The following is a 25,165-nucleotide window of genomic DNA, read 5'->3' as shown; positions in this document are numbered from 1 at the left end:
CGTGTTCCGACTCGACGACCCGTTCCGCCGCGCCCTGTGCGCCATCGCCGCGCTCTTCTGCTGCCTCGGCTTCCAATACGCCACCTGGACCGCGCGGCTGCCGCAGCTCAAGCACGACCTCGGGCTGAACGCCGCCGAGGTCGGGCTGCTGCTGATGGCCGCCGGAGTGGGCGCCGCGGTGTCGTTCCCGCTGGTCGCGGTCTTGATGCGGCGGCTGGGCTCACACCGCCTGGCACCGCTGGCCGCCCTCGGCCTGGCGGCGGCGCTGCTCGCCCTGGCCGCCGCGCCGAACTACCCGGCGGCCCTGGCGGTGATGTGTGTGGACGGCGTCCTGGTGGGCTGTCTGAACGTCGCGATGAACGCGCAGGGAGCGGCGCTGGAGGCCGCGCACGAGCGCACCGCCATGGCCCGGCTGCACGCCGTCTTCAGCGGCGGCTCCCTCTGCGCGGCGCTGCTGGCCTCCGCCACCCACGCGCTCACCCCGTCGGTGGCCGCGCACTTCACCGTCGCCGCCGTCCTGCTGCTCGCCCTGGTCGCGTTCGCGGCGCCACGGCTGCTGCGGGAGGACGCGGCGCCCACGGCGGAGCCGAAGGCGGAGCGGGTACGCGGCGGTCGGCGGCTGCCGACCGCGATGACGCTGTGGATGTGCTGCGCGATGGTCTTCGGCACCATCACCGAGGGCGCCATGAACGACTGGTCCGCGCTCTACATGACGGACGTGACGCACGCCGCCGCGGAGATCGCCCCGCTGGGCATCGCCGTCGTCTCCGGAATGATGGTGGTGGCGCGGCTCTTCGCCGACGGCTGGCGCAGCCGCTTCGGCGACGGCCGGGTCGTCCGCGTCGGCTCCACCGTCGCGGGCGTCGGGCTCGCCCTCGCCCTGCTGAGCGGCGGCGTCCTCCCGGCGCTGCTCGGCTTCGCCTGCGTCGGCCTGGGCGTCGCCGCGGTCACCCCGTGCGTCTACGTCGCCGCGGCCCGGCAGGGCTCGGACGCCCTCACCCTCGTGGCCGCCATGGGCACCACCGGACTGCTGGCCGGACCGCCGCTCATCGGCTTCCTGGCGGGCGCCGCCGGACTGGTCTGGGGGATGTCGGCCGTCGCCGCCTCGGCGCTGGTGGTCGCGGTGTGCGCCACCCGCATCCGCTGGCAGCGACCGGCCTGAGCGCAGCGGTCGCGTCGCCGGGCGGGGAGCCCGGCGACGCGGCGGGGCTCAGGACTGCGCGTCCTTCGCTTCCTTCTTCGCACGGTCCGCCACCTGCTTCTCCTTGATGCGCACGGCCTCCTTGCGCACCTCCGCCTGGGTGGCGCGCTCCCGCACCAGCCACTCCGGCTGCTCCTGCTTCAGCGCGTCGATCTGCTCGGTGGTCAGCGCCTCGGTGACGCCGCCCCGGGCCAGGCCCGCGATGGAGACGCCGAGCTTGGCCGCCACCACCGGACGCGGGTGCGGGCCGTTGCGGCGCAGGTCCGCCAGCCACTGCGGCGGCTCGGCCTGCAGCGCGTTCAGCTCCGCGCGGGAGACGACGCCCTCCTGGAATGCGGCGGGCGTGGCCTCGAGGTACACGCCCAGCTTCTTGGCCGCCGTCGCGGGCTTCATGGTCTGGGTGGTCTGCTGGGACTTCATGAGGTCAAGGGTATCGAGCGCCGGGACGGCCGCCGACCACGACCGGATACCCTTGCCGCGTGACAGGCTCGGAAGTATCCCCGTCGTTCCGCCTCGTGTACGTCCCCGGCGTGATCCCCGGTAAATGGGTGCGGATCTGGCAGGAACGGCTGCCGGACGTCCCCCTCACCCTCGTACCGGTGCCCGCCGCCGACGCGCACGCGACGCTGCGCGCCCGTGAGGCGGAGGCGGGCTTCGTCCGGCTGCCCGTCGACGGCGACGACCTGCACGCCATCCCGCTCTACACCGAGACGACCGTCGTCGTGGTCCCCAAGGACCATCTGCTCACCGCCGCCGACGAGGTCACCACGGCCGATCTCGCCGAGGAGACCGTGCTGCACCCCCTCGACGACACCCTCGGCTGGGAGACGCTCCCCGGCGAGGAGGCGTTCACCCGCCCGGCGACCACCGCGGACGCGATCGAGCTGGTCGCCGCCGGGATCGGGCTGCTCGCCGTCCCGCAGTCGCTGGCCCGCCTCCACCACCGCCGCGACCTCACCTACCGGCCGCTGACCGACGCCCCGGTCTCCCGCGTCGGACTCTCCTGGCCCAAGGACGAGCCGTCCGACCTGGTCGAGGACATGATCGGCATCGTCCGCGGCCGCACCGTCAACAGCACCCGCGGCCGCCCCACCGCCCGCGCCACCGAGGACGGCCCGGCCACCGGCCGCCGCAAGGACGGCGGCAAGGGCCAGGAGGGCACCGCGAAGAAGACCGGTACCGCCGGCCGGGGCCGCGGCGCCGCCAAGGGCCGTCCGGCCCGCTCCGGCGGCGCGAAGAGCACCCGCCGCGGGGCGCCCCGCCGCCGCTCGTAGCCGTACGCGGAAAGGCAAGCGGGGCGGGCCCGACGGACCCGCCCCGCTTCCTCTTTCTCTCCGCGGCTCACTCCCGCAGGCCGACCGCCTGCTGCTCCGTCCCGTCGTCCACCGGCACGCCCAGGGGACGGGCGAGACCGACCACACCCTCGTCGACGCGCTGGAGGTGGCGCAGCACGCGGGAGGCGACCGAACCGGTCGGCGGGGTGCGGCTTCCCTCCTCCTTCAGGATCGCGGCGATGCTGGCCCCGGCGCCGACCTTCGCACCGGTCGGCTCGTCACGGACATGGGCGGCGACCACCTCGATGTTCCGGGCGATCCGCTGTCCGGCGCGCCCCAGCCGCGGGTCGGCGGCGACGTTCCGGCTGTCCGGCACCAACTCCGCGGTGGCCGCCAGCGACCGGGCGTGGAACGCGGAGGTCTCCAGCAGCGCCACCAGATAGCGCGCAGTACGGCGCCGCCCGCGCAGCGGGGTGATCGGATGCGTCAGCGGCTTGGTGGACGCCCGCAGATCGTCCAGCGCGGTGTCCAGGTCCCGCGCCCGGCCCAGCAGGTCCGAGGCGGGGCCGCCGCAGAGCTGCTCCACCGCCGCGGAGACCACGTCGCCGAGCCGGTCCAGGACGGTGCCCAGCAGCTCGTCGGTACGGCTGTCGGTGTGCACCGGCAGCACCACCATCGCGGCGATGATCCCGCAGACCGCCCCCAGCGCCGTCTCCTCGATCCGCAGCACCAGCACATCGAGGCTGTAGGTGTGCAGCAGGGTGTAGAGCATCCCCAGCATCGCCGTGACGAAGAACGACATCAGCGCGTACGACAGCGGAGCGGTGAAGAACATCGCGAAGATGAAGAGCAGGACCAGCGCGAACGCGATCCAGGTGTGGCCGCCGACCAGACCGGCCAGCGCCACACCGGCGATCACCCCGAGGACCGTGCCGACCACCCGGCGGTAGCCCTTCACCAGGATCTCGCCGGTGGAGGCGGTGTTGAGGAAGACCACCCAGCAGGTGAGGACCGCCCAGTACCAGCGCTGCGAGGAGAGGAACTCACCGCCGACCATCGCCAGCACCGAGCCGACCGCCACCTGGCACGCGGCGCGGGTGGTGGGCCGCTGAAGACCCTTACGGTCCTCCTCCGGCTCCTCCTCACCACCGGCGAGCGCCACGTCCTCCGCGTCGAACTCCTCACGGGAGCGGGTCGTCGCGGGGGAGTCGTTCGACTCGTCCTGCGGCCCGTCGAGCGCCAGCCGCAGACCCAGCACCGCGCGGGCGACCTCACCGAGACCGCGGAAGACGTCCTGGACCGCGGTGGAGGCGCGCGGCAGCTTCTCCTCGTCGCGGTAGCCCAGCAGCCGGTTGCGGACATGGGCGACGGCGGTGCCCCGGTCGGCGGTGGCCGGGTGGGAGACGAGGTGGTGCAGGGCGTGCAGATCGCGGCGGAGGGTGGCGGTGACCTTGTCGTCCGCGGCGATGAGGTTTGGGCCCGACGTCGCCACCGTCGCATCCGGCAGATGCAGCGTCAGCGTGTTGGCACGCTCCGCGCTGCGCGCGTTGAGCAGCAGCACCCCCAGCCGCTCGGTGGCGATCTCGGCGTCCGCGATGCGCCGCTCCAGCAGCGCCGCGGTCGCGGTGTCCCGGGTGCCCTCCTCCAGCCGGTCCTGGATCATCAGGGCGGCCTCGTGCAGCCGGGCGGTGCGCTCACGCAGATCGGCGACGACCCCGTCCAGCTCCTCGGGACCGGCGTCCAGCAGCTCCAGCTGACTCGCCACCAGCTGCGCCAACCGGGCCCGGAACGCGTCCCGCAGCCGCCGCAGGATCCGCTGCGGCGTCTCCGGTACGAGGGCGAACCGCACGACGGCGCTGCACACGAAGGCGAGGACCAGCGTCAGACAGAGCATCGGCAGCCCGTCCACGGACGAGCCGACGAAGAGCGAGACGAAGTAGATCTGGAAGCCGATGAGCCCCAGCGCGGTGCCGCGGTCGCCGAAGCGGCGGCAGTAGACCGCGGCGAAGATCAGCAGGATGAAGAAGGCGTCACCCGCGACGATGCGGGAGTTGAGCAGCGCGCTCAGCGCCACCGCCGCCAGCGCCACGGGCAGCCCCAGCGCCAGCGTCACCGCCTGGCCGCGGACCTGCTTCTCCTTGATGGCGAAGGTGGCGACCATCGCGGTCATCGCCCCCGCGACGGTGTGTGTCATGTCGGTGCCGAGCACCGTCAGCACCGCCAGGGTCAGCGCGATGGCCGCGACCGTACGCAGCCCCGCCATCAGCCGCAGCAACCCGGGATCGGATGCCGCGAATCGGTCCCAGACGCCGGTCGCGCCCCGCCGTATACCTGCGCTCACGCTGATGAACTCTCCCCACCTCTGCCCTGACCTGCGGATGCCTCAGCATGGCATGTGGCCCCTCCGCCGCACAGAGCCGGTGGGCGGGGGAGTGCGGGGCGGGCCGGGGGCGCACGGACCGGCCGCCCGCGCCGTGCGGAGCGCCGCCGCCGTACGGAATCGGCCCCGGCGGCGGACCATCGGCCGAACACCGCCTGGACCGCCCGAAGTTGGTGTGTTACTCATGGTCACGGCCGGTGGGCGCACGGTGTCCACGCCGCCCCCGCGTGCGGGTGCGCGTCCGCGCACCACCCCCTCCCCGCGGTCCCGGGCGGCGACCTCCGCCCCGCACCCCGTGCGCGCGGTCCCGGCCGCCCCCGCCTGCCCGATCAGAGGAGCCTTCGATGCCCCAGTCCATCGCTGCCGTCCTGCGCGCCACCGGTGCGCCGCTCTCCGTCGAGACCATCGACGTGGCGCCGCCCCGGGCGGACGAGGTGCGGGTGCGGATCGCCGCCTCCGGCGTCTGTCACACCGATGTGGGCGTGATGGCCACCGCCGAGGAGGGCCAGCTGCCGTTCGTCCTCGGGCACGAGGGCGCGGGCGTGGTCGAGGAGGTCGGCGCGGACGTCACGGGCGTGGCGGTCGGCGACCGCGTCGTCCTCAGCTACGCCTACTGCGGCGAGTGCGCCCGCTGCGACGCCGGGCTCTACGTCCACTGCCGCAAGCTGATGGCGCTGAACTTCAGCGGCGCCCGCGGCGACGGCACCACCGCCTACAGCTCCCAGGGCGCCCCGCTCCAGGGTCACTTCTTCGGGCAGTCGTCCTTCTCCGGTCAGATCGTCACCTCGCCGCGCAACCTCGTCCGCGTCGACGACGACCTCCCGATGGAGGTGCTGGCGCCGCTCGGCTGCGGGGTGCAGACCGGCGCGGGCGCGGTCCTGAACAGTCTCGATCCGGCGCCCGGCAGCTCCCTCGCGGTGTTCGGCGCCGGTTCCGTCGGCCTCTGCGCGGTGATGGCGGCGAAGGTCGCCGGATGCGCCACGATCGTCGCCGTCGAACCCCGCGCCGAACGCCGCGCCCTCGCCCTGGAGCTGGGCGCCACCCACGCCCTCGACCCCGCGGCGACCGACGCCGCCGCGGAGATCGTGCGGCTCACCGACGGCGGGGCGAACCACTCCGTCGAGTGCATCGGGCTGCCCGGCACGCTGCGCCAGGCCCTGGAGTGCCTGGCCTCGCCGGGCGTCTGCGCCACCGTCGGCTTCCAGGGGGTCGACAACGAACTCACCATCGACCAGGGCCACCTGCTGTTCGGGCGGTCCCTGGTCGGTGTGATCGAGGGCGATGCGGATGCGCACGAATTCATTCCGCGGCTGATCGCGCTCCACCGCGAAGGACGATTTCCGTTCGATCGGCTGATCACCACCTTCCCGGTCGAGAAGATCAACGAGGCGATCGACGCGGCCCACCACGGTGCGGTGGTCAAGCCGGTGGTTACTTTTCCCGCATAACGGACTTCGGCGTCCTCTTTCGGTGTCCCGCCGGAGAATTCTGTTTCTCTTCCGTGATGCTCCGGAAATTCACGGGTGGTAAAAAATGCGTCAGGACATGCATCCATACAGTCGCGTCGCATGTCCTGTGAGTGAGCGGTCCTCCCATGTGGCCGCACTGCAAGGGTATTTGGAGTACAAAACCTTGAAAATTGGTATCAAAGGTATACGGCGGTCCGGCGCGGCAGTCGTGACCGCCGGTGCCGTCCTGTCCGCCGGTGTGTTCGCGGCACCGGCACAGGCGGCCGCCCCCAAGGCGCCGTCGATCGTCGCCAAGGGCGGCTTCGTGATGAACTACGCGACGGGCAAGGCGCTCTACACCAAGGCCGCCGACACCCGCCGCTCCACCGGTTCCACCACCAAGATCATGACTGCCCGGGTGGTGCTGGCCCAGAAGGGCCTGAACCTCAACTCCAAGGTCACGATCCAGAAGGCGTACAGCGACTACATCGTCCGCAACAGCGCCTCCTCGGCCCGTCTGATCGTCGGCGACAAGGTCACCGTCCGCCAACTGCTGTACGGCCTGCTGCTGCCGTCCGGCTGTGACGCGGCGTACGCCCTCGCCGACAAGTTCGGCAGCGGCTCCACCCGGGCGGCCCGGGTGAAGTCGTTCATCGGCAAGATGAACGCCACGGCCAAGAGCCTGGGCATGAAGAACACGCACTTCGACTCGTTCGACGGCATAAGCAACGGCGCCAACTACTCGACGCCCCGCGACCTGTCGAAGCTGGCCGGTAGTGCGCTGAAGTACTCCACGTTCCGTACGGTCGTGAAGACCAAGGCGACGAAGCAGAAGACCACCACCAAGAGTGGTGGCTACCGCTACATGTCGTGGCAGAACACCAACAACCTGCTGAGCAGCTACTCGGGCGCCATCGGTGTCAAGACCGGCTCGGGTCCGCAGGCCAAGTACTGCCTCGTCTTCGCCGCCACCCGTGGGGGCAAGACCGTCGTCGGCACCGTCCTGACGTCCTCGTCGGTCGCCAACCGCACGGCGGACGCCAAGAAGCTGATGGACTACGGCTTCAAGAAGTAACGGATGCCGTCCGGGGCGGGTGACCGGACGGAGCGAGGGCCCGCCCGTGGCAGCAAGACACGGGCGGGCCCTTCGCGTTGGGATTCGTGGATTGTTAACGCGGCGGCGTTAGCGGAGTGTTAGCCGATCTTTAGAAAGCACCAGCAGACTCACGCTGCAGGGCAGACGCGCGGGGCGCCGGTTCACCGGATGTCACCACCCGCCCCGCCCGCCTCCCTGGAACAACCCACGAAACAACAGGAGATGATGTACATGCGTGGTCTGCGTATCGCGGCCTTCGCCTCGGCCGCCGTCGCCGTGGCCGCCGTCACGGGTGCGGGTGTCGCCTCGGCAGCCCCGACCGGCGCGACCGCCACCGCCGCCTGCGCCCCGGGCACCCTCAAGGTCTCCCAGGCGCCCCTGCCCGACGGTTCCGCCGGGATGATGCACTCGGGCTTCTACCTGGTCGCCAAGAACACCGGGAAGACCACCTGCACCTTCCAGGGCTACCCGGGCCTCGCCCTGGAGGGCAAGGGTCACACGGCGATCAACACCGTCGTGCACCACGGCAACACCTACTACGCCAAGAACCCGGGTGTTCACAAGGTCACCCTCAAGCCGGGCAAGGCCGCCTACGCCAACATCGAGTGGACCCACAGCGGTGCGAACGCCGCGAAGGCCAAGTACCTTCAGGTCTCCCCGACCGGCAGCAACTCCCACAGCGTGATATCCCTCGACGACACCGTCGACAACCACAAGCTCAACGTGACCGCCTGGGCGGCCAAGAAGCCGACCCCCTGAACGACGCCCCGTCGGCCGGACCCGGCTCAGCGCCCCTGGAGTGACTTGGCGTTGTCGCCGAAGGTCCAGCCCTTGGAGCCGTCCCAGTTGACCGACCAGGTCATCAGCCCCTTGAGGCCGTTGTTGTAGTGCTGCCAGGCCTGGGACACCTGACCGGGCGCCATGTATCCACCACCGGCGCCCGGTTGGGCCGGCAGCCCCGGGACCTGCTTGTCGTACGGCACCTTGATCGTCGTGCCCTGCACCACCAGGCCCTTGTCCAGGCAGTCGGTCTGCGCGGTGAACCCCTCGACGGTGCCCGCCTCGTACGAGTCGCCGGAGCAGCCGTACATGCTGCCGTTGTAGTACTGCATGTTCAGCCACCACAGCCGACCGTTGTCCACGTACTTCTTCACGATCGGCAGATACGCGCCCCAGATCGAGCCGTAGGTGACGCTGCCGCCGGTGACGTAGGCGGTCTCGGGGGCCATGGTCAGGCCGAAGCCGTCGGGCATCTTGGCGAGGATGCCGTCGATGATACGGATCAGGTTGGCCTGCGAGGGCGAGAGCGTGTTGATGTCGCCGCTGCCCGACAGCCCCGTCTCGATGTCGATGTCGATGCCGTCGAAGTGGTACTTCTGCAGGATCGGGACGACGGTGTCGACGAACTTGTCGGCGACCGCCTGCGAGCTGAGGTCGATGCCCGCGGTCGCCCCGCCGATCGACATCAGCACCGTCATGCCGTCGGCCTTCGCCTGGCACATCTCCTCCGGCGTCGGCACCTTCACCGTCGCGTCCATCCCGTCCTCCCACTGCGCGGTGCCGTCCGAGAGGACCACGGGGAAGGCGGCGTTGAGGACGTTGTAGCCGTGGGCGGCGATCCGGGAGTCGGTGATCGGGATCCAGCCGAGCGGCGGGTGCACGCCGTTGGCCGCGCCGTCCCAGTTCTCCCAGTAGCCCTGGACGACCTTCCCGGCGGGCTTGGACTTCACCCCGCAGTCGGCGGTGGCCCGCGGCGCGGCGGGGCCGGTGGCGGCGGAAGGCGTGGCGGGTGCGGCGGCGACCAGCAGCGGGGCGGCGACGGCCAGTGCCAGACCGGCTCCCAGCAGGCGTGATGTGCGACGACCGGACATGGCGGGCTCCTCGTCCGTGCGAGCGATGGCTCGCGGTGGCGGACCGGCGGTGCGGTCCGGGCGGCATGTGCGGCTGCGCAGCGGCCAACAAACTAAGTTGGTCCAGACCTCTCGTCAAGAGGTCTGGACCAGAGCGGGGTTCCTGTACTCAGGCGCGGGGCGCTTCCCCCAGCACCTCCCCGAGGTCGTACCGCACCGGCTCCGCCAACTGCGCGTACGTACAGCTCTCCGGTGCGCGGTCCGGGCGCCAGCGGCGGAACTGCGCGGTGTGCCGGAAACGGTCGCCCTGCATGTGGTCGTAGGCCACCTCCAGGACCCGCTCGGGGCGGAGCGGCAGCCACGACAGGTCCTTGCCGCCGGTCCACCGGCTCGGGCCGCCCGGCAACCGCCCGGACGCCTGCGCCTCCTCGCTGGTCCACGCCTCCCACGGATGCCCCGTCACCGACTCCATCAGCAGCGGCGTCAGCTCCGCCATCAGCTCCTCACGCCGCCGCATCGGGAACGACGCGCACACCCCGACGTGCTGCAACCGCCCGGCGCCGTCGTACAGCCCCAGCAGCAGCGAACCGACCACCGGACCGCTCTTGTGGTGCCGGACCCCGGCCACCACACAGTCGGCCGTCCGCTCGTGCTTGACCTTGGTCATCACCCGCTCGCCGGGCCGGTACGGCGACTGCGGGGGCTTGGCGACGACACCGTCGAGACCGGCGCCCTCGAACCGCTCGAACCACTCCCGCGCCAGCTCGGTGTCCTCGGTCGCGGGCGCCGTGAAGACCGGCGCCGCCGCGTCCCGCAACGCCGCCACCAGCGCGCCGCGCCGTGCCCGCTGCGGCTCGGACAGCAGCGAGGCGTCGCCGAGCGCCAGCAGGTCGAACGCGACGAAACTCGCCGGGGTCACCTCGGCGAGATGGCGCACCCGGGAGTCGGCCGGGTGGATCCGCTCCAGCAGCGCGTCGAAGTCCAGCCGCCCCTCGCGCGCGACGACGATCTCCCCGTCCAGCACACACCGCCGCGGCACCTGCGCCCGCAGCGCCTCGACGACCTCCGGGAAGTAGCGGGTCAGCGGCTTGCCGGAGCGGCTGCCCAACTCGATCTCGTCGCCGTCGCGGAAGACGATCGCCCGGAAGCCGTCCCACTTCGCCTCGTAGAGGAGGCCCGGCGGGATGGTCGCGGCGCTCTTGGCGAGCATCGGTTTCACGGGCGGCATTACCGGAAGGTCCATGCACCGGATTCTCCGGCGCCGGGCCGCCGACCGCCCGCCGGGCGGCCCCGCCACGGCGCCCGTAGCGTGGCCCCATGGCAGACGCACTGGAGCTGACGGCGGGCGGCCGGACGGTCCGGGTCACCCACCCGGACAAGGTCTTCTTCCCCGAGCGCGGCTTCACCAAGGGCGACGTCGCCCGCTACTACCTCGCCGTCGCCGACGGCATCCTGCGCGCCCTGCGCGACCGCCCGACCACCCTGCAACGCCACCCGGACGGCGTGACCGGCGAATCCTTCTTCCAGAAACGCGCCCCGAAGAACCTCCCGGACTGGATCCCCACCGGCCGTATCGCCTTCCCCAGCGGCCGCTACGCCGACGAGATCTGCCCCACCGAACCCGCCGCCGTCCTGTGGGCGGCCAACCTCGGCTGCCTCACCTTCCACCCCTGGCCGGTGCGGCGCGCCGACACCGAACACCCCGACGAGCTGCGTATCGACCTCGACCCGCAGCCCGGCACCGACTACGCCGACGCGGTACGCGCCGCCCTCGAACTCCGTGACGTCCTCGCCGGGCTGGGCCTGACCGGCTGGCCCAAGACCTCCGGCGGTCGCGGGATGCACGTCTTCGTGCCGATCGTCCCCGAGTGGGACTTCACGCACGTACGGCGCGCGGCCATCGCCGTCGCCCGGGAGCTGGAGCGCCGCGCCCCCGACCGCATCACCACCGCGTGGTGGAAGGAGGAGCGCGGCGCGAGGATCTTCGTCGACTACAACCAGACCGCCCGCGACCGCACCATCGCCAGCGCCTACTCCGTACGCCCCGCCGCCCGCGCCCCGGTCTCCGCGCCGCTGACCTGGCAGGAGGTCCCCGACGCCGTGCCCGAGGACTTCGACCTCGCCACCATGCCGGACCGGTTCGCCGCACGCGGCGATCTGCACGCGGCCATGGACGACGAGGCGTTCCGGCTGGACGAGGCGCTGGAGCTGGCCGCCCGCGACGAACGCGACCACGGTCTCGGCGATCTGCCCTACCCGCCCGAGCACCCCAAGGTGAAGGGCGAGCCCAAACGCGTCCAGCCGAGCCGGGCCCGGAAGTGAGCCGCGTCAGGCGGTGACGCGGCGGTAGCTGCTGCCGTCCCGGGTGCGGGAGAGCAGCCCGCCGGTGACGAGGTGGCGGCGCAGCGCCGAGCAGTCGTCGTGCACGGTGAGCAGCGCCTCGTTGACCTCGCGTTCGGTGTACGAGCGGTCCGTCTCGAAGAGCGTCGTGGCGAGGTGGGTGAGCAACTGCTCGCGGCGCGCGGTCCTCCGGGGAATCGCGGTGAGCCGTCCGCCGGAGAAGAGCGCGGCGACGGTGGAGGAGCGGCGCGGATCATGGCCGGTCATCCCGTGAAGTCTTCAGCCGGGTCCGGGCGGCGGCAACCGGATTTCCGCGGACGGCGGGGGAGACGCGGGCCCGGAGGCGCCCCGGCCGGACGCGCCCCGCGGCACCGTCCGGTGGCCGCACCCAAACCCGGCGCCCGGACTCGCCGCCCGAACCCGGCACCCGGGCTCAGCGCCCCCGGTCCGCCGCGCCGACGTCCTGGACCAGCGGCAGCATCCGGTGCGGCACCCGCTCGCGCAGCGCCACCTCGGTGCGGGTGCGGACCACGCCCGGCTGGCTGATCAGCCGCTGGATGACGTCCTCCAGATGCTCCGCGTCCCGTGCCACCACCCGGGCCAGCAGATCGCCGCCGCCGGTCGTCGAGAACGCCTCGATGATCTGCGGCACCTCCGCCAGCGCGTCGGCGACCTCCTCCAGATGCCCCTGCTCCACCTCGATGTGGACGAACGCCAGCACCGGGTGGTCCAGCGCGGCGGGGGAGAGGCGCGGCGCGTAGGCGGTGATCACGCCGTCCCGCTCCAGCCGGTCCAGCCGCGCCTGCACGGTCCCGCGGGCCACGCCCAGCAGCCGGGCGTACTCCCGCACACTGGTCCGCGGCGCCTCCAGCAGCAACCCCAGAATCTTTGCGTCCAAGGCGTCCACGGCCATGCTTCGGGGCCTTTCCAGGGGCGGGATCCGTCCCGGGGACTGTAGCAACGGGCGCTCTCCCGGCCCGCCCTCAGGCACCCAGGCTCCGCGCCCAGGCGTCGACGGTGGTGACCTCGCCGCGCCGGGCGAGCACCGAGCGCAGCAGCGTCTCGTGCAGCTCCGGGTCGGGGTCGGCGCAGGCGTCGGAGAGGACGGTGACCCGGTGGTCGAGGTCGGCCGCCTGGAGGGCGGTGGACAGGACGATGCCGCCGGTGGCGATCCCGGCCAGCACGAGATGGGTGAGGTCCTGGACGGCCAGCAGCTGCCGCAGGTCGTTCCCGGCGAAGGCGCTGACCCGGTTCTTGTGGACGACGATCTCCCCGTCGGCGGGGGCGACGTCCGGGTGGATCGCCGCCTCGGGGTCGCCCGGCGTGAAGAGGCCGGACGGCAGGGCGCCGAAGGTCTTGTTACGCGGATGGGCGTCGGTGTGGCCCTCGCGCAGCTGGAGCGCCACATGGATGACCGGGACCCCGGCGGCCCGCGCCGCCTCCAGGGCCCGCACGGCGTGCGGCAGGTAGCCGTCCGGCGCATGGGCGAGATTGCGCAGCTGAAGATCCATCAGCAGCAGTGCGGTACGGGACATGGCGATGCCTTTCGGGTGGGTGGGGCGGCCGTGGTGGCTACGCCGTCGTGGGCGCGTCCGCCGTCGTGGTGCGGCCGAGCGAACGGTCGCAGCAGGTCAGCAGCGCGAAGAGGGCTCCGGCGCCGAGCATCAGCCAGGCGAGGTGGTGCATTCCGGCGGTGTCGGCGCGCGGTCCGAAGGAGGTGGCGGTCGCGGAGGACGCCACCATCGAGCCGAGGTAGGCGAAGGTGCGCAGCAGTCCGGCCGAGGAGGCGGTGCGCTCCGGGTCGGCCTGGACGTACACGGAGTTCTGCAGCGCCAGGTTGTTGAGCCCCTGCGGGATGCCGAAGACCAGGGCGACCAGGAGCAGCGTCCACAGCGGGCTGGTCCCGCCGAGCGTCAGCATCACCGCACAGGCGACGAGCTGCCCGACCGCGCCGACCAGCAGCTTCCCCCGGACGCCCGGCCGCCGCCCGAAGACCAGCGAGACGCCGATCGCCAGCAGGAACATCGGGATCTGCACCAGCCCGGCGTGGAACGGCGTCAGCCCGTAGCCCTCCTCGGTCCACTGGGTGAAGCCGTAGAGGAAGGCGTAGGAGACGACGTACGCGACGAGGGCGCGGCCGTAGGTGGCCAGCAGCGGGGTGTTGCCGCCGAGGACCCGCAGGTCGATGAAGGGGGTGGCGGCCCGCAGCTCGCGGACGGCGAAGGCGGCGCCCGCGAGGGCGGTGAGCACCGGCAGGTACCAGAACCGCGGGTGGAGGTTCATCAGGAAGAGCAGCAGCGAGAGGAGCGTCGCGGCGAACAGGCCCATGCCGGGCAGGTCGAGCCGGGCGACGAGACCGTCACGGCGCGGCGCCTCGCCCGCCGGGGGCTTCGGCAGCCGCCACAGGCCCAGCAGGACGGCGGCGACGGCCAGCGGGACGTTCAGTGCGAAGGTGGCGCGCCAGCCGCCCGCCGCGATCAGCAGACCGCCCAGCAGCGGGCCGATGACCGCGACGGTCTGGTTGGCCACCGCCAGCGCCGTCAGCACCCCGCCGGGGCTGTCCCGCCCGGTCCGCTCGGCCTCGCTGCGTACCAGGGCCATCGCGGCGGGATACCCGGCGCAGGTGCCGAACCCGAGCAGGACCCGCGCGGCGATCAGTACGCCCAGGTTCGGCGCGAGGGTGCCGACGACCCCGGCGACGCCGACGAGGGAGGTGCTCAGGAGGAAGAGCCGGCGCGGCCCGAAGAGGTCGATGAGCCGGCCCACCACCGGCTGTCCCAGCGCGGTGGCCAGGTACAGGGCGGAGACCAGCCAGGCGGTCTGGGCGGCCGGGGCGCCCAGGGCGCGGCCGATGGGGACGAGCGCGACGGAGATGATCGTCGAGTTGACCGGGTTGAGGACCGAGCCGAGCAGCATCGGCGGCAGCAACCGCCGGTCGAACCCCGGCCGCTCCGCCGTCCCCGCCCCGGCCTCGCGTATCTCAGTCACGGGTGAGCCGATCGAGGACGGCCATGGCGGCGATCACCGTCCGGCGCTCCTCCTCGGTGCACCGCTCCTGGAGCCGCCCGGCGAGCCACTCCGTCCGGGCCTGCCGCCCCTCGGCCACCCGGCGGTGGCCCTCGTCGGTCAGCGTGAGCAGCAGCCGCCGCCCGTCGTCCGGGTCCGGGGTCCGCGCCACCAGCCCGCGGGCGGCGAGCGAGGTGACGGTCGCCGTCATCGACTGGTGGCGTACGCCTTCGTCGGCGGCGAGTTCGCTGGCGGTGACGCCGCCCCGGCCGGAGAGCCGGGCCAGGGCGGACGCCTGCCCCAGGGTGAGGTCCTCGACCTCGGAGGCATTCAGGATGCGGCGCCGCAGACGGCTGATGGCCGCGCGGACCTCGCGCGATGCCTCGACCGCCGACGGTGACGGGCTCGGGTGCTCACTCATGCCGCCACGGTAATCTCTACAGCCTCAGCTGTACAGTTTTGCCTGTATGTATCTCCGTAGGCGGCCGGGGGCCCCGCGCCGGTCGGTTCACCCGGCCGTGAGGCGTACCCGCAGTGTGGCCGGGCCGCGGCTGAAGACCCCGGCCTCCGGTGGCGCGGCGCCGTCCGCGAAGCTCAACTCGCCGAAGCTGTCCAGGAGTTGGTTGACGCCGGTCTCCACCTCCGCCTTCGCCAGCAGCGCCCCCACACAGAAGTGCCGCCCGAGCGCGAAGCCCACATGGTCGGCGGCTGCGGTGAACGCCGTGGTGACCGACAGATCGTCGCGGAAGAGGTCGAAGGTGTCGGGGTCGGCGTACCGCCGTTCGTCGCGGTGGGCGCTGCCGATCAGACAGGTGACGGTCGCGCCCGCCGGAATCGTCCCGCCCGCGACCGTGACGTCCGCCGACGGCTGCCGCATCAGCCACTGGACCGGCGGCGAGTACCGCAGCGTCTCCGCGAACGCCCGCGGCACCAGGCTCCGGTCGGCGCGTACCGCCGCCAGCTGCGCCGGATGGGCCAGCAGATTGCGGACCACCAGGGCGATCGCCTTGTCCGTCGTCTCGCCGCCCGCCGACAGCAGCAGACTGACGAACGCGGTGATGTCCCGGTCGCTCATCCGGGTCCCCTCGACCTCCGCCGCACACAGCTCCGACAGCAGATCGTCCCCGGGCGACGTACGCCGCTGCCGGATGATCGGCCGCAGATACGCCGCGAGCCCGTCGCGGGCGGCGAGCCCGGCGGCGGCGACCTGCGGGTCCTGCGCGAGGTTGGCGAGGAAGCCGACGACCGCGCCGTACCAGCCGTGGAAGAGATCGTGGTCCGCGCGGTCCAGCCCCAGCATGTCGACGATGACGTTCACCGGCAGCCGGGTGGCGAACTGCGCCACCAGATCCGCCTCCCCGGCGTCCCGGAACGCGTCGATCAGCTCGCGGCTGTTCCGCTCGATCACCGGCTGGAACCGCTCCCGCAGCGCCCGCCCCCGGAAGGACGGCGCCACCAGGGCCCGGTGCACGGCGTGTTCCGCGCCGCTCATCTGCGGCAGGGTGCGCCCGCCGTGCACCGGCTCCAGCTGCCAGCCGTAGTTGTCGCTGGTGAACACCGGGTCCTTGAACGCCCGCGTCACCTCCTCGTACCGGGAGAGGAGATAGCTGTCCGTGCCCGGATGGTGGTGGAGCGGATGGTGGTCCCGCAGGACGCGGTAGGCCGGGTACGGGTCGGCCGCGAACTCCGGCGAGAGGATGTCGGGCGGCGGCGGAACGGTCGTCACAGGCGGAACCTCGGTTTCCCCGAACGGAGTTGGTGCTTCCTCGCGGGGAAGTTAGGGCACCGCACCCCGCCCGTCCAGAGGACCGCCCGCCGCGCGCCCGGCCCGGCTCAGGGGTAGGAGACCACCGTGGACGGCACCGTCGTCTCACCCGACGTCGGCGCGCCGGTGGCGTTGACGACATGCTCGTACTGGCCCTTGCCGCCCAGCGACACGACGAGCAGCCCGTGCAGCTTCACACCGGGCGCCTTCGGCACCGCGAACCCGTGGTCCTGCCGGATCGTCGGGTCCACGTTGTAGAAGCAGTAACTGCCCAGACCCCAGCCCTCGTGCTCGGTGACCTTGTCGTCCACGAGGTACGCGGCGAAGCCCTTGGTGTCGCCGTCCTGGACCGCCGCCTGGTTCGGCGCGTCGTACGCCTTCTCGTTCTGGAAGAAGATCGTGCGGCCCCGCTCGCCGCGCCAGTGGACGTCGTACTTGTGGAAGTGCTCGACGAACAGGCCGGTGGCCAGCACGTTGTCACCGTTGACGCGGACGCCGTAGTCCGCGCGGTTGACGTCCCAGCCCACGCCCTCGCCGTGGTCGGCGCGCCACACCCAGGTGTGGTCGATGACCGTGTCGTTGCTGTTGATCACGATCGCGCAGGTCACCTTGCCGGGTCCGGCGCCGCCGACGCGGACGAACACGTCCTGCACCGTCGTCGGGTTCGCCGCATGGTCCGCCGAGGCGCCCTCCGGGCCGACCTCCAGCAGGGTGGGGGAGTTCTCCGGCCCGGCGTCGAGCAGGAATCCGGCGAGCCGCACCCCGTCGACATCGGCGACCTTCAGCGCCGTCACCCCCTTCTGCGGGATCAGCGTGGCGTAGCCCAGGCCCAGCACGACGGTGCCGGGGCGCTTGACCTCGACGGTCTCGTCCAGGTGGTAGACGCCGGGCGTCAGCAGCAGATGGAGCCCCTGGTCGAGGGCGGCGTTGAGGGTCGCCGCGTCCGCGTCGGGCTTCGCCACGTAGAACTTCTCCAGCGGCAGCGAGGTGCCCCGGGGCGTGCCGTTGCCCCAGCTGGTGCCGCGCGCGTCGGTCCGCTTCTCGGGGACGAACACCTTGTACGCGTCGCCGTCGAGGTACAGGAACGGCTTCTCGCGGGAGATCGGGGTGTGGTCGAGCGTGGTGAACGGCGGGTCGGGGAAGCTCTGCGCCGGGGCGCCCTCGACGCCGGAGAAGACCATGTTCCACACCGCGCCCTGCCAGCCGCCGAGCGCACTGTCGCGGGTGTACCACTGCTGCTGCGAGCGGGGTTCGACGGTGCCGTCGATGCGGCAGTCGGCGAGGTAGCCGCCGCTGGCCCAGCCGTCCCCGTCGGGCGCGAGGTTCAGCCCGCCCTTGACGTGCATCCGCCGGAACGGCGCCGCCTGCGCGACCGCCCACCGGTTGGTGCCGCTCACCGGCTTCAGCGCGAGGTTCTCCGCCGAACGCCAGAAGTTCTGGGTGGCGTTGCCCTCGAACCAGCCCGCGTCGACGGTGACATCGCCGTTGATCGTGGTGTCGTCGGGCGACAGGCCCAGGCCCGCTATCGAGGTGTAGAAGCCGAGTTGGGCGTTGAGCCCGTCGTAGGTGCCCGGCTTGAAGAAGAGCGCATAGCGGTCGGTGCCGAACTGCGCCTTCTCCTGCTTGCGGAAGATCTCGTCCAGCTTGCCCTGGATGCCGGGCGTGGCCGGGTCGAAGACGAGGACGTTCTCGCCGAGGTCGCCGCCGCCGGACACCGGACCGGCCGCGCCGCGCCGGGCGGCCGGGGGTGTGACGGCGCAGGCGGTGGGCGGCAGACCGGCCAGCGGCAGCGCGGCGGCCACCGTCGCCAGCACGGCGCGGCGCGGGGGACCGGAGGGACGGCCGGGTGTGGGGGGAGTGGGCATGAAGCCCTCCTGTTTCAGGGAGTGAACACATGAGGCGCGGGGGAGCGCTCTCCTGCCCGCAGCATGGTCACGGTGTGTGGAACGGACCGTCAACCCTTCTGCCCCGAGCGGGTGTTCCCATTCCGGTGATCTCGCGACTGGCCTGCGGGAAGGCGGCGTCCGGGCGGTCCGGCGCCCCGGCGGGCCGCGTTCAGGAGGTGTCGGCGGCGGCGCGGGGCGCGCGGCGCCGCCGCCGTGCCCGTCCGGAGGGTCGCGGGGCCCGTTTCCCGCCCGTTCCGGGCTCCGGTCCGGCCCCGGCCTCCCGACCCGGCCGTTGGCCCCCTCCGGAACCATATATTCCTCTTCTGACTGTACCAATGGCCCAGTGAATCCGGCATCTATTGAACCACTGGGTGATCAGATGCTGAGATGGCCCCGTCGATGGCGCTGCGGAACTCCGCGGCGCCTTTTTCATGCGCGCCCGGCCGCCCGGCCGCGCCGCGCACCCGAGACGTACGGAGAGGAAGCGGTGCTGAAGAGGATGACGCTGCTGATGAGGAAGGTGTGGGTCCCGGACCCGGGACGGCTGCGGCTGCGCGCCGCGACCCGGGCCGTACTCGGCATCGGCCTGGCGACCGCCGTCTCCGGCCTCGCCGTCCACACCCTCACCGGGGCCATCGCCGGGGGGCTCGCCGCACTGCTGGTGCTCTTCACCGTCGCCGACCCCACGGTCCGCGGCCAGGCCGGTACGACCGCGCTGCTGCCCGCCGTCGGCCTGCCCGTCCTGGCCCTCGCGGCGGGGCTGCACGGGCATCCCCTCGTCCGCGACACGGCCTTCCTCGCCGTCGTCGGCGCCGGGGTGTACGCCCGCCGCTGGGGCCCGCGCGGCCACGCCCTCGGCGTCTTCGCGTTCATGATGTTCTTCATGGCGCAGTTCCTGCACGCCGCACCGCACCAGCTGCCGCGCCTCACCGCCGCGGTGCTCGTCGCCGTCGCGGTGGCCGCCGCGGTCCGCTTCGGCGTCTGGTGCTACGAACGGCGGCTGCGCCCGGCGCCCGCGCCCGCCCCGCCGCCGCCCGGCCGCGGACTGGCCCGCGCCACCACCCGGCAGGCCGTCCAGGCGACCGTGGCCTGCGCCGTCGCCCTCGCCGCCGGTCAGGCCGTCTCCGCCGACCGCTGGTACTGGGCCGTCGCCACCGTCTGGTGGATCTTCGTGAACACCGCGTCCTGCGGCGAGACCCTGGTCCGCGGCTTCCGCCGGGTCCTGGGCACCGTCACCGGCATCGCCGCGGCCCTCCTCCTCGCCGTCCCGCTGCACGGCGCCCCCGTACCCACCGCCGTCCTCGTCGCCGCCTGCGTCTTCGGCCTCTTCTACACGGCGCCGCTGTCGTACACCTCCATGATGTTCTTCGTGACCGTCATGGCGGGACTGCTCTACGGGCTCCTCGGCGTCCTGCACCCCGGGCTGCTCACGCTGCGGTTCGCCGAGACCGGCGTCGGCGCCCTCGTCACCGCCGTGGCCGTCGTCCTCGTGCTGCCCGTCACCACCCACGCCACCACCAACGCCTGGATCGAACGCGCCGTCCGCTGCGTCCACGAGTGCACCGCCCAGGCCGTCGCCCGCCTCGGCGGCGCCCACGACGCGGACCCGGCCGCGCGCACCGGCGAGCTGGAGGCCCTCCTCGGCCGGGTCCGCCTCTCCCTCGGCCCGCTGGTACACCCCCTCAACCCGCTCCGCCACCGCAAGGCCCGCGCCCGCCAGGTCCTCGCCCTGCTGGACGCCTGCGCCCACGACGTCGCCGCCCTCACGGCCCTCGCCCCCGCCGGGCGGACCGACGCCGCGCACGACGCCCACCTCGCCGACGCCTGGCGCCGCGTCGAGGCCGCCGCCGAGGCCCTCACCGCCCGCCACGCCGCACCGGCGCCCGCGCCCGCCCCGCCCGCCGCCGGGGACGGCCCCCTGCTCCATCTGCACGGTCTGGAGCAGAAACTCGCCGCCCTCGCCGCCCCGCTGGCCAGCCCGCCGCGCGCCCCGCTCGCGCGGGCCTGACCCCACCGGCCGTACGGTCCGCGCCCCCGGCCCACAATCCCGCCCCCGCCCCGTCCCCGGCTGTTAGCGTCGCCCTGCCCCGCCCCGCGCGGGGGCGGCGGGCGACCGGACGAGAGGCGGCACAGCGGTGACCACGGAGCAGGGCCTGCGGGCCTACATCGGATCGTTCACGCAGGCGGGCGGCGCGGGCATCACCACCGCCGCCCTCGACCCCGAGACCGGCGCGCTCACCCCGCTGCACACCACCGCGGAGGTCGCCAACCCCTCCTTCCTCGCCCCCAGCCGCGACCGCAGGCGCCTCTACGCGGTCAGCGAGGTCGAGCACGGCGCGGCCGCCGCCTTCACCCTCACCCCGGACGGCCCGCAGCTGCTCGCCCCGCCCGTCCCGGTGGGCGGCGCGAGCCCCACCCACCTCACCCTGGCCGCCGGACATCTCGTCACCGCCAACTACACCTCCGGCAGCATCAGCACGCTCCCCGTCGGGCCGGACGGCACCCTCGGCGGACCCGCCGCCGTCCTCGCCCACCACGGCAGCGGCCCGGACCCGGAGCGCCAGAAGACCCCGCACGCCCACTCGGTGTACGCCGCGCCCGGCGGCACCCGGCTGCTCTCCGCCGACCTCGGCACCGACTCGGTCCGCAGCTGCAGCCTCGACCCCGTCACCGGCATGACACAGATCCGCGACGAGGTCCGCCTCCGCCCTGGCAGCGGCCCCCGCCACCTCGCCTTCCACCCCGGCGGCGGCCATGTCTACGTCGTCAACGAACTGGACGCGGCGCTCACCCGCTGCCGCTGGGACGCCGAACACGGCACCCTGACGCCGCTGGGGGAGACCGCCCTGTTCGTCGACGGCGACCAGCCGGGGGACCCGGGCGCCGAGCCCTGCCACCCGTCCGCCGCGGTCGTCTCCCCGGACGGCCGGTTCCTGTGGACCGCGGTCCGTGGCCGCGACCGCATCTGCGTCCACGCCCTCGACGCCTCCGGCGCGGAGCTGACCCCCGTCACCAGCGTGCCCTGCGGCGGCGCCTGGCCCCGCGACCTGGCGATGCACCCCACCGGCCGGTTCCTCTACGTTGCCAACGAACGCTCCGGCGACCTCACATGGTTCACCGTCGACCACTCCAGCGGCGTCCCCACCCGCACCGGCTCGATGCCCGCACCCGCCGCCTCCTGCGTCGTCTTCGCCTGAGCCCGCGCGGGCGCCGCTCAGCCCGGCGGGAAGCTGCCGCCGAAGTACACCTGCGTCTCGGCGATCCGCCCGTCCCGCACGGTCAGCACCTCGACATTGCGGTGGTGCCCGCCGCCCACCAACTCGTACGCGTACCGGACGAACACCTCCCCGTCGCCCACCGGCACGGTGTCGAGGAGTTCGTACGAACGGAACCGGTGGGCGGTCGGGAAGCAGCGGGTGAGGAAGACGTCCTTGCCCAGGTGGTCGTCGTGCGGGCTGGTGAAGACGAAATCGTCGGCGAGCAGCCGCTCCATGGCGGGGCGGTCCTGCGCGAGATAGGCGGCGTACAGGGAACGGACGACCTCGACGGCGGGCAGTGGCGCTTCGGCGGCGGACATCGGAACTTCCCTCCGGTGCGGACCGGCCGGCGGGCCGGTGCCTTCCCGGGGACCGTAACGTCGGCGGCCCGCACCTTCCAGGAGGTGGCGCCGCTGCCGCCGTGGGGCGTGTCCGGCGCCGGACACACGGAAGGGCCGTCCCGCACGGAGCGGAACGGCCCTCCCGGCTCCCGGGCGGTCACCCGGGAGGTGGCTCAGCGTGCCGGAGCGTACTGCGGGCCCCCGGCGGCGGGCCGCAGCGTGATGCCCACCGCGGCGGCGTAGTTCGACAGCACCAGACGGCCGACCGCCCCGTAGGCGCCCAGCGCCTCCGCCGACGCACAACCCGCCTCGGCCGCGGCCGCCCCCAGCAGCCCGTCGGAGATCTCCGGGCCGATCAGGTACGGCGCGAGCGCCAGCTGCTGCGAACCGGACGTCCGCAGCTGCTCCGCGGTGCGCGAGATCGCCCCGTCCTCGTCCAGCGCGGCGGCCAGCACCGGCACCGCCAGACGGGCCGACAGCAGCATGCCGGTGATCCCCGCGGCCTGCACGGCCTCCTCGCCGCCCACGGTGGCCAGGATGATGCCGTCCGCCGCCGTGGCGACGGTGAACAGCCGCGCACGGTCGGCGCGGGCCAGCCCCGCCTCGGAGAGCCGGACGTGCAGCGCCTCGGCGAGCAGCGGGTGCGGGCCCAGAACGTCCGTCAGCTCGGCGCCGGAACCGCTGTTCATCATCGCCTGGCGTATCCGCCGCAGCAGCGAGCTGTCGGGACCGGCCAGCAGCGGCACGACCACCGCGGCGGGACCGGCGGCGCCGTCGCCCTGCGCGGCACGCGCCTTGTACTCGGCACCGGCCTGCGCCAGCACCGCGTCCAGCGCCGGGTGGTCGGCGCCGTCACCGTCCACGTAACCGATCCGGGCGTCGAGGCCGGGCAGCTCGGAACGGGCGATGCTGCAGACCTCCTCCGCCAGGGAACGCGCGGCGGGGGTGGGGGTGCCGGGCACGGCCAGCACCAGGGCGGGTGCGCCCTCGGGTGCGGCGACCGGCTCCGGCTTACGGTGTCGGCCGGACTGCCGGGGACGCGGCATTCGTACGGGCAGGCCGGGCGCCGAGCTCGGAGAATCGTCGTCAAAGCGGGGCGAGCCAGGTGCGGGCCCAGTGGGGGAACTCATGGCGCCGCATGCTAACGCCTCGTACCGACACACTGCCGGGGGAGGGTTCGGTCGGGAGGTATCCGTCCCGATTTATCCCGCGCGTCACGGTGGTCCGGCGGGGTGCCGGACGCGCCCCGGGCCGGTGTCCGCGCCGCGGGCCTTCCGGATCGGGGCGCGCCGCTCACCTGCCATGACGGACGAGCTGGAGCAGCGCGCCGTCCACCGGCAGCCGCACCGTGTCGGTGGCCAGCGCGGCGGCCAGCCGCAGCGCGCCGTCCAGCGGGTCGCCCTCCGGCTCCGCGCACACCGCGTCCGGCAGCCGCGCCGCCACCTTGGCCCGTACCGGCGCCCGCAGCACCTCGCCCAGCCGGAACAGCCCGCCGGTCAGCACGACGGTCCGGTCCGGCCCGGGCGGACAGGCGGCCGCCGCGGTGTCCGCGATGTGCTCCGCGGCCCGCCGGACGATCCCCGCCGCGACCGGATCCGCCGCCGCCTCGCGCGCCACACACGGCGCGAACGACGCCAGCACCGCGGGCCGGTCCGACCGCGGGTACAACTGCCCCGGCAGACCGCCGATCGGCCCGAACCGCTCCTCGGCGGCCCGCAGCAACGCCGGGGATGCGCCGGGCCGCCCGTCGTGCGCCCGCAGCGCGGCCTCCAGCCCGGCCCGGCCGATCCACGCCCCGCCCCCGCAGTCGCCGAGCAGATGGCCCCAGCCGTCCGTCCGCCGCCAGCCCGCCCCGGACCCGGGGTCCGCGCCGAGCGCGATCAGCCCCGTACCGGCCGCGACGACGGCGCCCGGCCGCTGCCCGAGCGCGCCCGCGTAGCCGGTGACCGCGTCGGCGGCCAGCGCCAGGGCGCGCACCCCGAAGGCGTCGGCCAGCGCCTGCGGCAGCACATCCCGCAGCTCCTGCCCGAGCGTCGTCATCCCGGCGGCGCCGACACAGACCGCCGCGAAGCCCGGCACCCCCGCCTCCTGCCGCAGCTTCTCGGCGGCGGGCAGCAGTTGACCCAGCAGATGGTGCGCGTCGATACCGCGCCCGCCGGTGCGCACCGGGGTGTCCGACGCGTACCGGAACTCCGGGCGGACGCGCGGTGCGGCGACCGGGGCGACGGCGAGGCGGAGCCCCGAACCGCCGGAGTCGACGCCCAGCACGGCCGGTCCCGCCGTGCGCGACGGCTCAGCCAAGGCCGCGGGAGTCCTGCTTGAGCGCGGTGTCGACGGTCAGCGCCGTGGCGACGACGAGGCTCAGCAGGGGGTCGGGCAGCTGCCGGTGGATCTGCAGGACGTAGTTGTCGGCGGTGGTGAACATCGTCTTCGCCAGGCCCTCCCACGTCTTGGTGATCCGGGCGACCTCGGTGTCGGTGTGGTCGACGATGGCGAAGTTCCAGGCCCGCCAGTTCTCGGCCTTGATGGCGCCGATCTGCTGACCGTTGACCATCATCCCGAAGTTGATCTTGCCGATGGCGTTCTGCTGGACGATCTCGCCGACCGGCTGCCCGTCCGGACGCGCCACCAGCACCTTCGACTTGATGAACTTCGCCGGCCGGGTCAGCACCAGCTGCGGCTGCCCGTACGCGTCCCGGATCTCCAGCTTGTGCGTCATGTACTGGTCCAGGCTGGACACCACCCGCAGCACCTTCTTCGCGGTGCTCTGCCCGACCTGGACGACCGTGCCGAGGGTGTTGCCGTTCTGGTCGAAGACGCCGTACTCGTTGGTGACCTCGATCAGCTTCGCCTTCTGGTTGACCACCAGCACCGGCTCGGTGAACAGCGTGCCGCCACCGGGACCCGTCGGGGCGACGCCCGCCTGCTGCTGGACCTGACGCGCCGCATCGGGGTTGCCGGGCGCCGCCCCCGCCGGGGGGAAGCCGGGCTGCCCGTAGGGGGCCTGCTGCGCCGCGTACGGCGCCCCGGGCCCGGCGGCCCACTGCTGGGGCGCCCCGGCCCCGGCCGGAGCCGCCTGCGGCTGCTGCGGCGGCGCCTGCTGCGGAACCTGCTGCTGAGGGGCCTGCTGGGGCTGCTGGGGGGCCTGCCGGGCCGGGTCCTGGCCCTGCGGCTGCTGCGGGGCGGCGTGGGTGTGCTCGGTCCAGCGGGCGCCATCCCACCAGCGCAGTTGGTGGGGAGTCCCCTGCGGGTCCGCATACCAGCCCGCAGGGATGTTCGCATGTGTCATGGCGGCACAGTACCGGCCGCCACCCCACCGCC

General features: G+C 73.4%; 23 protein-coding genes. 8 read left to right on the top strand and 15 right to left on the bottom strand.

What is annotated here, in order from left to right:
• Nucleotide 1 precedes the first annotated feature (1 nt).
• Entirely contained in the window at nt 2-1,162 is a 1,161-nt protein-coding gene (locus tag IF23_RS0102875; protein WP_030279373.1) for an MFS transporter, read from the top strand.
• Between the two features lie 48 nt (nt 1,163-1,210).
• Here IF23_RS0102875 and IF23_RS0102870 read toward each other — a convergent pair whose 3' ends face one another.
• On the bottom strand, nt 1,211-1,621 hold the full coding sequence (locus IF23_RS0102870) for a DUF5997 family protein (RefSeq protein WP_030279372.1): 411 nt from the start codon (nt 1,619-1,621) through the stop codon (nt 1,211-1,213).
• 59 nt (nt 1,622-1,680) lie between these two features.
• On the opposite strand from IF23_RS0102870, the gene IF23_RS0102865 reads away from it, so the two are divergent.
• The gene (locus tag IF23_RS0102865) at nt 1,681-2,475 is read left to right on the top strand and encodes a LysR family transcriptional regulator substrate-binding protein (RefSeq protein WP_030279371.1); all 795 of its coding nucleotides are present in this window, start codon (nt 1,681-1,683) and stop codon (nt 2,473-2,475) included.
• A gap of 67 nt (nt 2,476-2,542) precedes the next feature.
• Here IF23_RS0102865 and IF23_RS0102860 read toward each other — a convergent pair whose 3' ends face one another.
• Complete coding sequence (locus IF23_RS0102860; protein WP_078653771.1) at nt 2,543-4,738, bottom strand: FUSC family protein; 2,196 nt, start codon at nt 4,736-4,738, stop codon at nt 2,543-2,545.
• Between the two features lie 461 nt (nt 4,739-5,199).
• Here IF23_RS0102860 and IF23_RS0102855 point away from each other — a divergent pair, with 461 nt between their 5' ends.
• From IF23_RS0102855 to IF23_RS0102845, 3 genes are all read left to right on the top strand, one after another.
• The gene (locus tag IF23_RS0102855) at nt 5,200-6,303 is read left to right on the top strand and encodes an NAD(P)-dependent alcohol dehydrogenase (RefSeq protein WP_030279369.1); all 1,104 of its coding nucleotides are present in this window, start codon (nt 5,200-5,202) and stop codon (nt 6,301-6,303) included.
• 184 nt (nt 6,304-6,487) lie between these two features.
• Nucleotides 6,488-7,378 (top strand): D-alanyl-D-alanine carboxypeptidase family protein, encoded by an 891-nt coding sequence (locus IF23_RS0102850; protein WP_051739130.1) that lies wholly within the window; start codon nt 6,488-6,490, stop codon nt 7,376-7,378.
• Between the two features lie 252 nt (nt 7,379-7,630).
• A complete protein-coding gene (locus IF23_RS0102845; protein WP_030279366.1) occupies nt 7,631-8,158 on the top strand; it encodes a DUF4232 domain-containing protein in 528 nt (175 codons plus the stop codon).
• 26 nt (nt 8,159-8,184) lie between these two features.
• Here the strand turns inward: IF23_RS0102845 and IF23_RS0102840 are convergent, their stop codons facing one another.
• Together IF23_RS0102840 and IF23_RS0102835 are read right to left on the bottom strand one after the other, a co-directional pair.
• Nucleotides 8,185-9,270 carry a chitinase gene (locus tag IF23_RS0102840; RefSeq protein ID WP_030279365.1) on the bottom strand — a complete coding sequence of 362 codons (1,086 nt, stop codon included), beginning with the start codon at nt 9,268-9,270 and terminating at the stop codon, nt 8,185-8,187.
• 148 nt (nt 9,271-9,418) lie between these two features.
• Nucleotides 9,419-10,492, bottom strand: coding sequence for an ATP-dependent DNA ligase (locus tag IF23_RS0102835; RefSeq protein ID WP_030279364.1), 1,074 nt, complete (start codon nt 10,490-10,492; stop codon nt 9,419-9,421).
• Nucleotides 10,493-10,566: 74 nt separating this feature from the next.
• Here IF23_RS0102835 and ligD point away from each other — a divergent pair, with 74 nt between their 5' ends.
• Nucleotides 10,567-11,571 carry a non-homologous end-joining DNA ligase gene (ligD, locus tag IF23_RS0102830; RefSeq protein WP_030279363.1) on the top strand — a complete coding sequence of 335 codons (1,005 nt, stop codon included), beginning with the start codon at nt 10,567-10,569 and terminating at the stop codon, nt 11,569-11,571.
• Nucleotides 11,572-11,577: 6 nt separating this feature from the next.
• On the opposite strand, the gene IF23_RS0102825 is transcribed toward ligD, so the two are convergent.
• The 7 genes from IF23_RS0102825 to IF23_RS0102795 form a co-directional block, all read right to left on the bottom strand.
• Entirely contained in the window at nt 11,578-11,856 is a 279-nt protein-coding gene (locus IF23_RS0102825; RefSeq protein ID WP_030279362.1) for a DUF2087 domain-containing protein, read from the bottom strand.
• A 166-nt stretch (nt 11,857-12,022) separates the two neighbouring features.
• On the bottom strand, nt 12,023-12,502 hold the full coding sequence (locus tag IF23_RS0102820; RefSeq protein ID WP_030279361.1) for an Lrp/AsnC family transcriptional regulator: 480 nt from the start codon (nt 12,500-12,502) through the stop codon (nt 12,023-12,025).
• A gap of 70 nt (nt 12,503-12,572) precedes the next feature.
• Entirely contained in the window at nt 12,573-13,124 is a 552-nt protein-coding gene (locus IF23_RS0102815; RefSeq protein WP_030279360.1) for a cysteine hydrolase family protein, read from the bottom strand.
• A 37-nt stretch (nt 13,125-13,161) separates the two neighbouring features.
• Nucleotides 13,162-14,505: an MFS transporter gene (locus tag IF23_RS0102810; protein ID WP_107126859.1), complete on the bottom strand. Its 1,344-nt coding sequence runs from the start codon at nt 14,503-14,505 to the stop codon at nt 13,162-13,164.
• 64 nt (nt 14,506-14,569) lie between these two features.
• Nucleotides 14,570-15,016, bottom strand: coding sequence for a MarR family winged helix-turn-helix transcriptional regulator (locus IF23_RS0102805; RefSeq protein ID WP_030279357.1), 447 nt, complete (start codon nt 15,014-15,016; stop codon nt 14,570-14,572).
• A gap of 87 nt (nt 15,017-15,103) precedes the next feature.
• On the bottom strand, nt 15,104-16,321 hold the full coding sequence (locus tag IF23_RS0102800) for a cytochrome P450 (protein WP_030279356.1): 1,218 nt from the start codon (nt 16,319-16,321) through the stop codon (nt 15,104-15,106).
• A 107-nt stretch (nt 16,322-16,428) separates the two neighbouring features.
• Nucleotides 16,429-18,225, bottom strand: a complete 1,797-nt coding sequence (locus IF23_RS0102795) for a hypothetical protein (RefSeq protein WP_030279354.1) — start codon at nt 18,223-18,225, stop codon at nt 16,429-16,431.
• A gap of 520 nt (nt 18,226-18,745) precedes the next feature.
• On the opposite strand from IF23_RS0102795, the gene IF23_RS0102790 reads away from it, so the two are divergent.
• The gene (locus tag IF23_RS0102790; protein ID WP_107126858.1) at nt 18,746-20,254 is read left to right on the top strand and encodes an FUSC family protein; all 1,509 of its coding nucleotides are present in this window, start codon (nt 18,746-18,748) and stop codon (nt 20,252-20,254) included.
• A gap of 127 nt (nt 20,255-20,381) precedes the next feature.
• Entirely contained in the window at nt 20,382-21,443 is a 1,062-nt protein-coding gene (locus tag IF23_RS0102785) for a lactonase family protein (protein ID WP_030279350.1), read from the top strand.
• Nucleotides 21,444-21,460: 17 nt separating this feature from the next.
• On the opposite strand, the gene IF23_RS0102780 is transcribed toward IF23_RS0102785, so the two are convergent.
• From IF23_RS0102780 to IF23_RS0102765, 4 genes are all read right to left on the bottom strand, one after another.
• On the bottom strand, nt 21,461-21,823 hold the full coding sequence (locus IF23_RS0102780) for a nuclear transport factor 2 family protein (protein ID WP_030279349.1): 363 nt from the start codon (nt 21,821-21,823) through the stop codon (nt 21,461-21,463).
• Nucleotides 21,824-22,017: 194 nt separating this feature from the next.
• Complete coding sequence (locus IF23_RS0102775) at nt 22,018-22,974, bottom strand: sirohydrochlorin chelatase (RefSeq protein ID WP_030279347.1); 957 nt, start codon at nt 22,972-22,974, stop codon at nt 22,018-22,020.
• Nucleotides 22,975-23,137: 163 nt separating this feature from the next.
• Nucleotides 23,138-24,145: an N-acetylglucosamine kinase gene (locus tag IF23_RS0102770; protein ID WP_030279345.1), complete on the bottom strand. Its 1,008-nt coding sequence runs from the start codon at nt 24,143-24,145 to the stop codon at nt 23,138-23,140.
• On the bottom strand, nt 24,138-25,133 hold the full coding sequence (locus tag IF23_RS0102765; RefSeq protein WP_030279343.1) for an LURP-one-related family protein: 996 nt from the start codon (nt 25,131-25,133) through the stop codon (nt 24,138-24,140). Before IF23_RS0102765 ends, IF23_RS0102770 begins: the two co-directional genes overlap by 8 nt.
• Nucleotides 25,134-25,165 lie beyond the last annotated feature (32 nt).

It is taken from the genome of Streptomyces catenulae (assembly GCF_000718015.1).
Taxonomy (GTDB): Bacteria; Actinomycetota; Actinomycetes; order Streptomycetales; family Streptomycetaceae; genus Streptomyces; species Streptomyces catenulae.
This window is presented reverse-complemented; position numbering and strand designations above follow the sequence as displayed.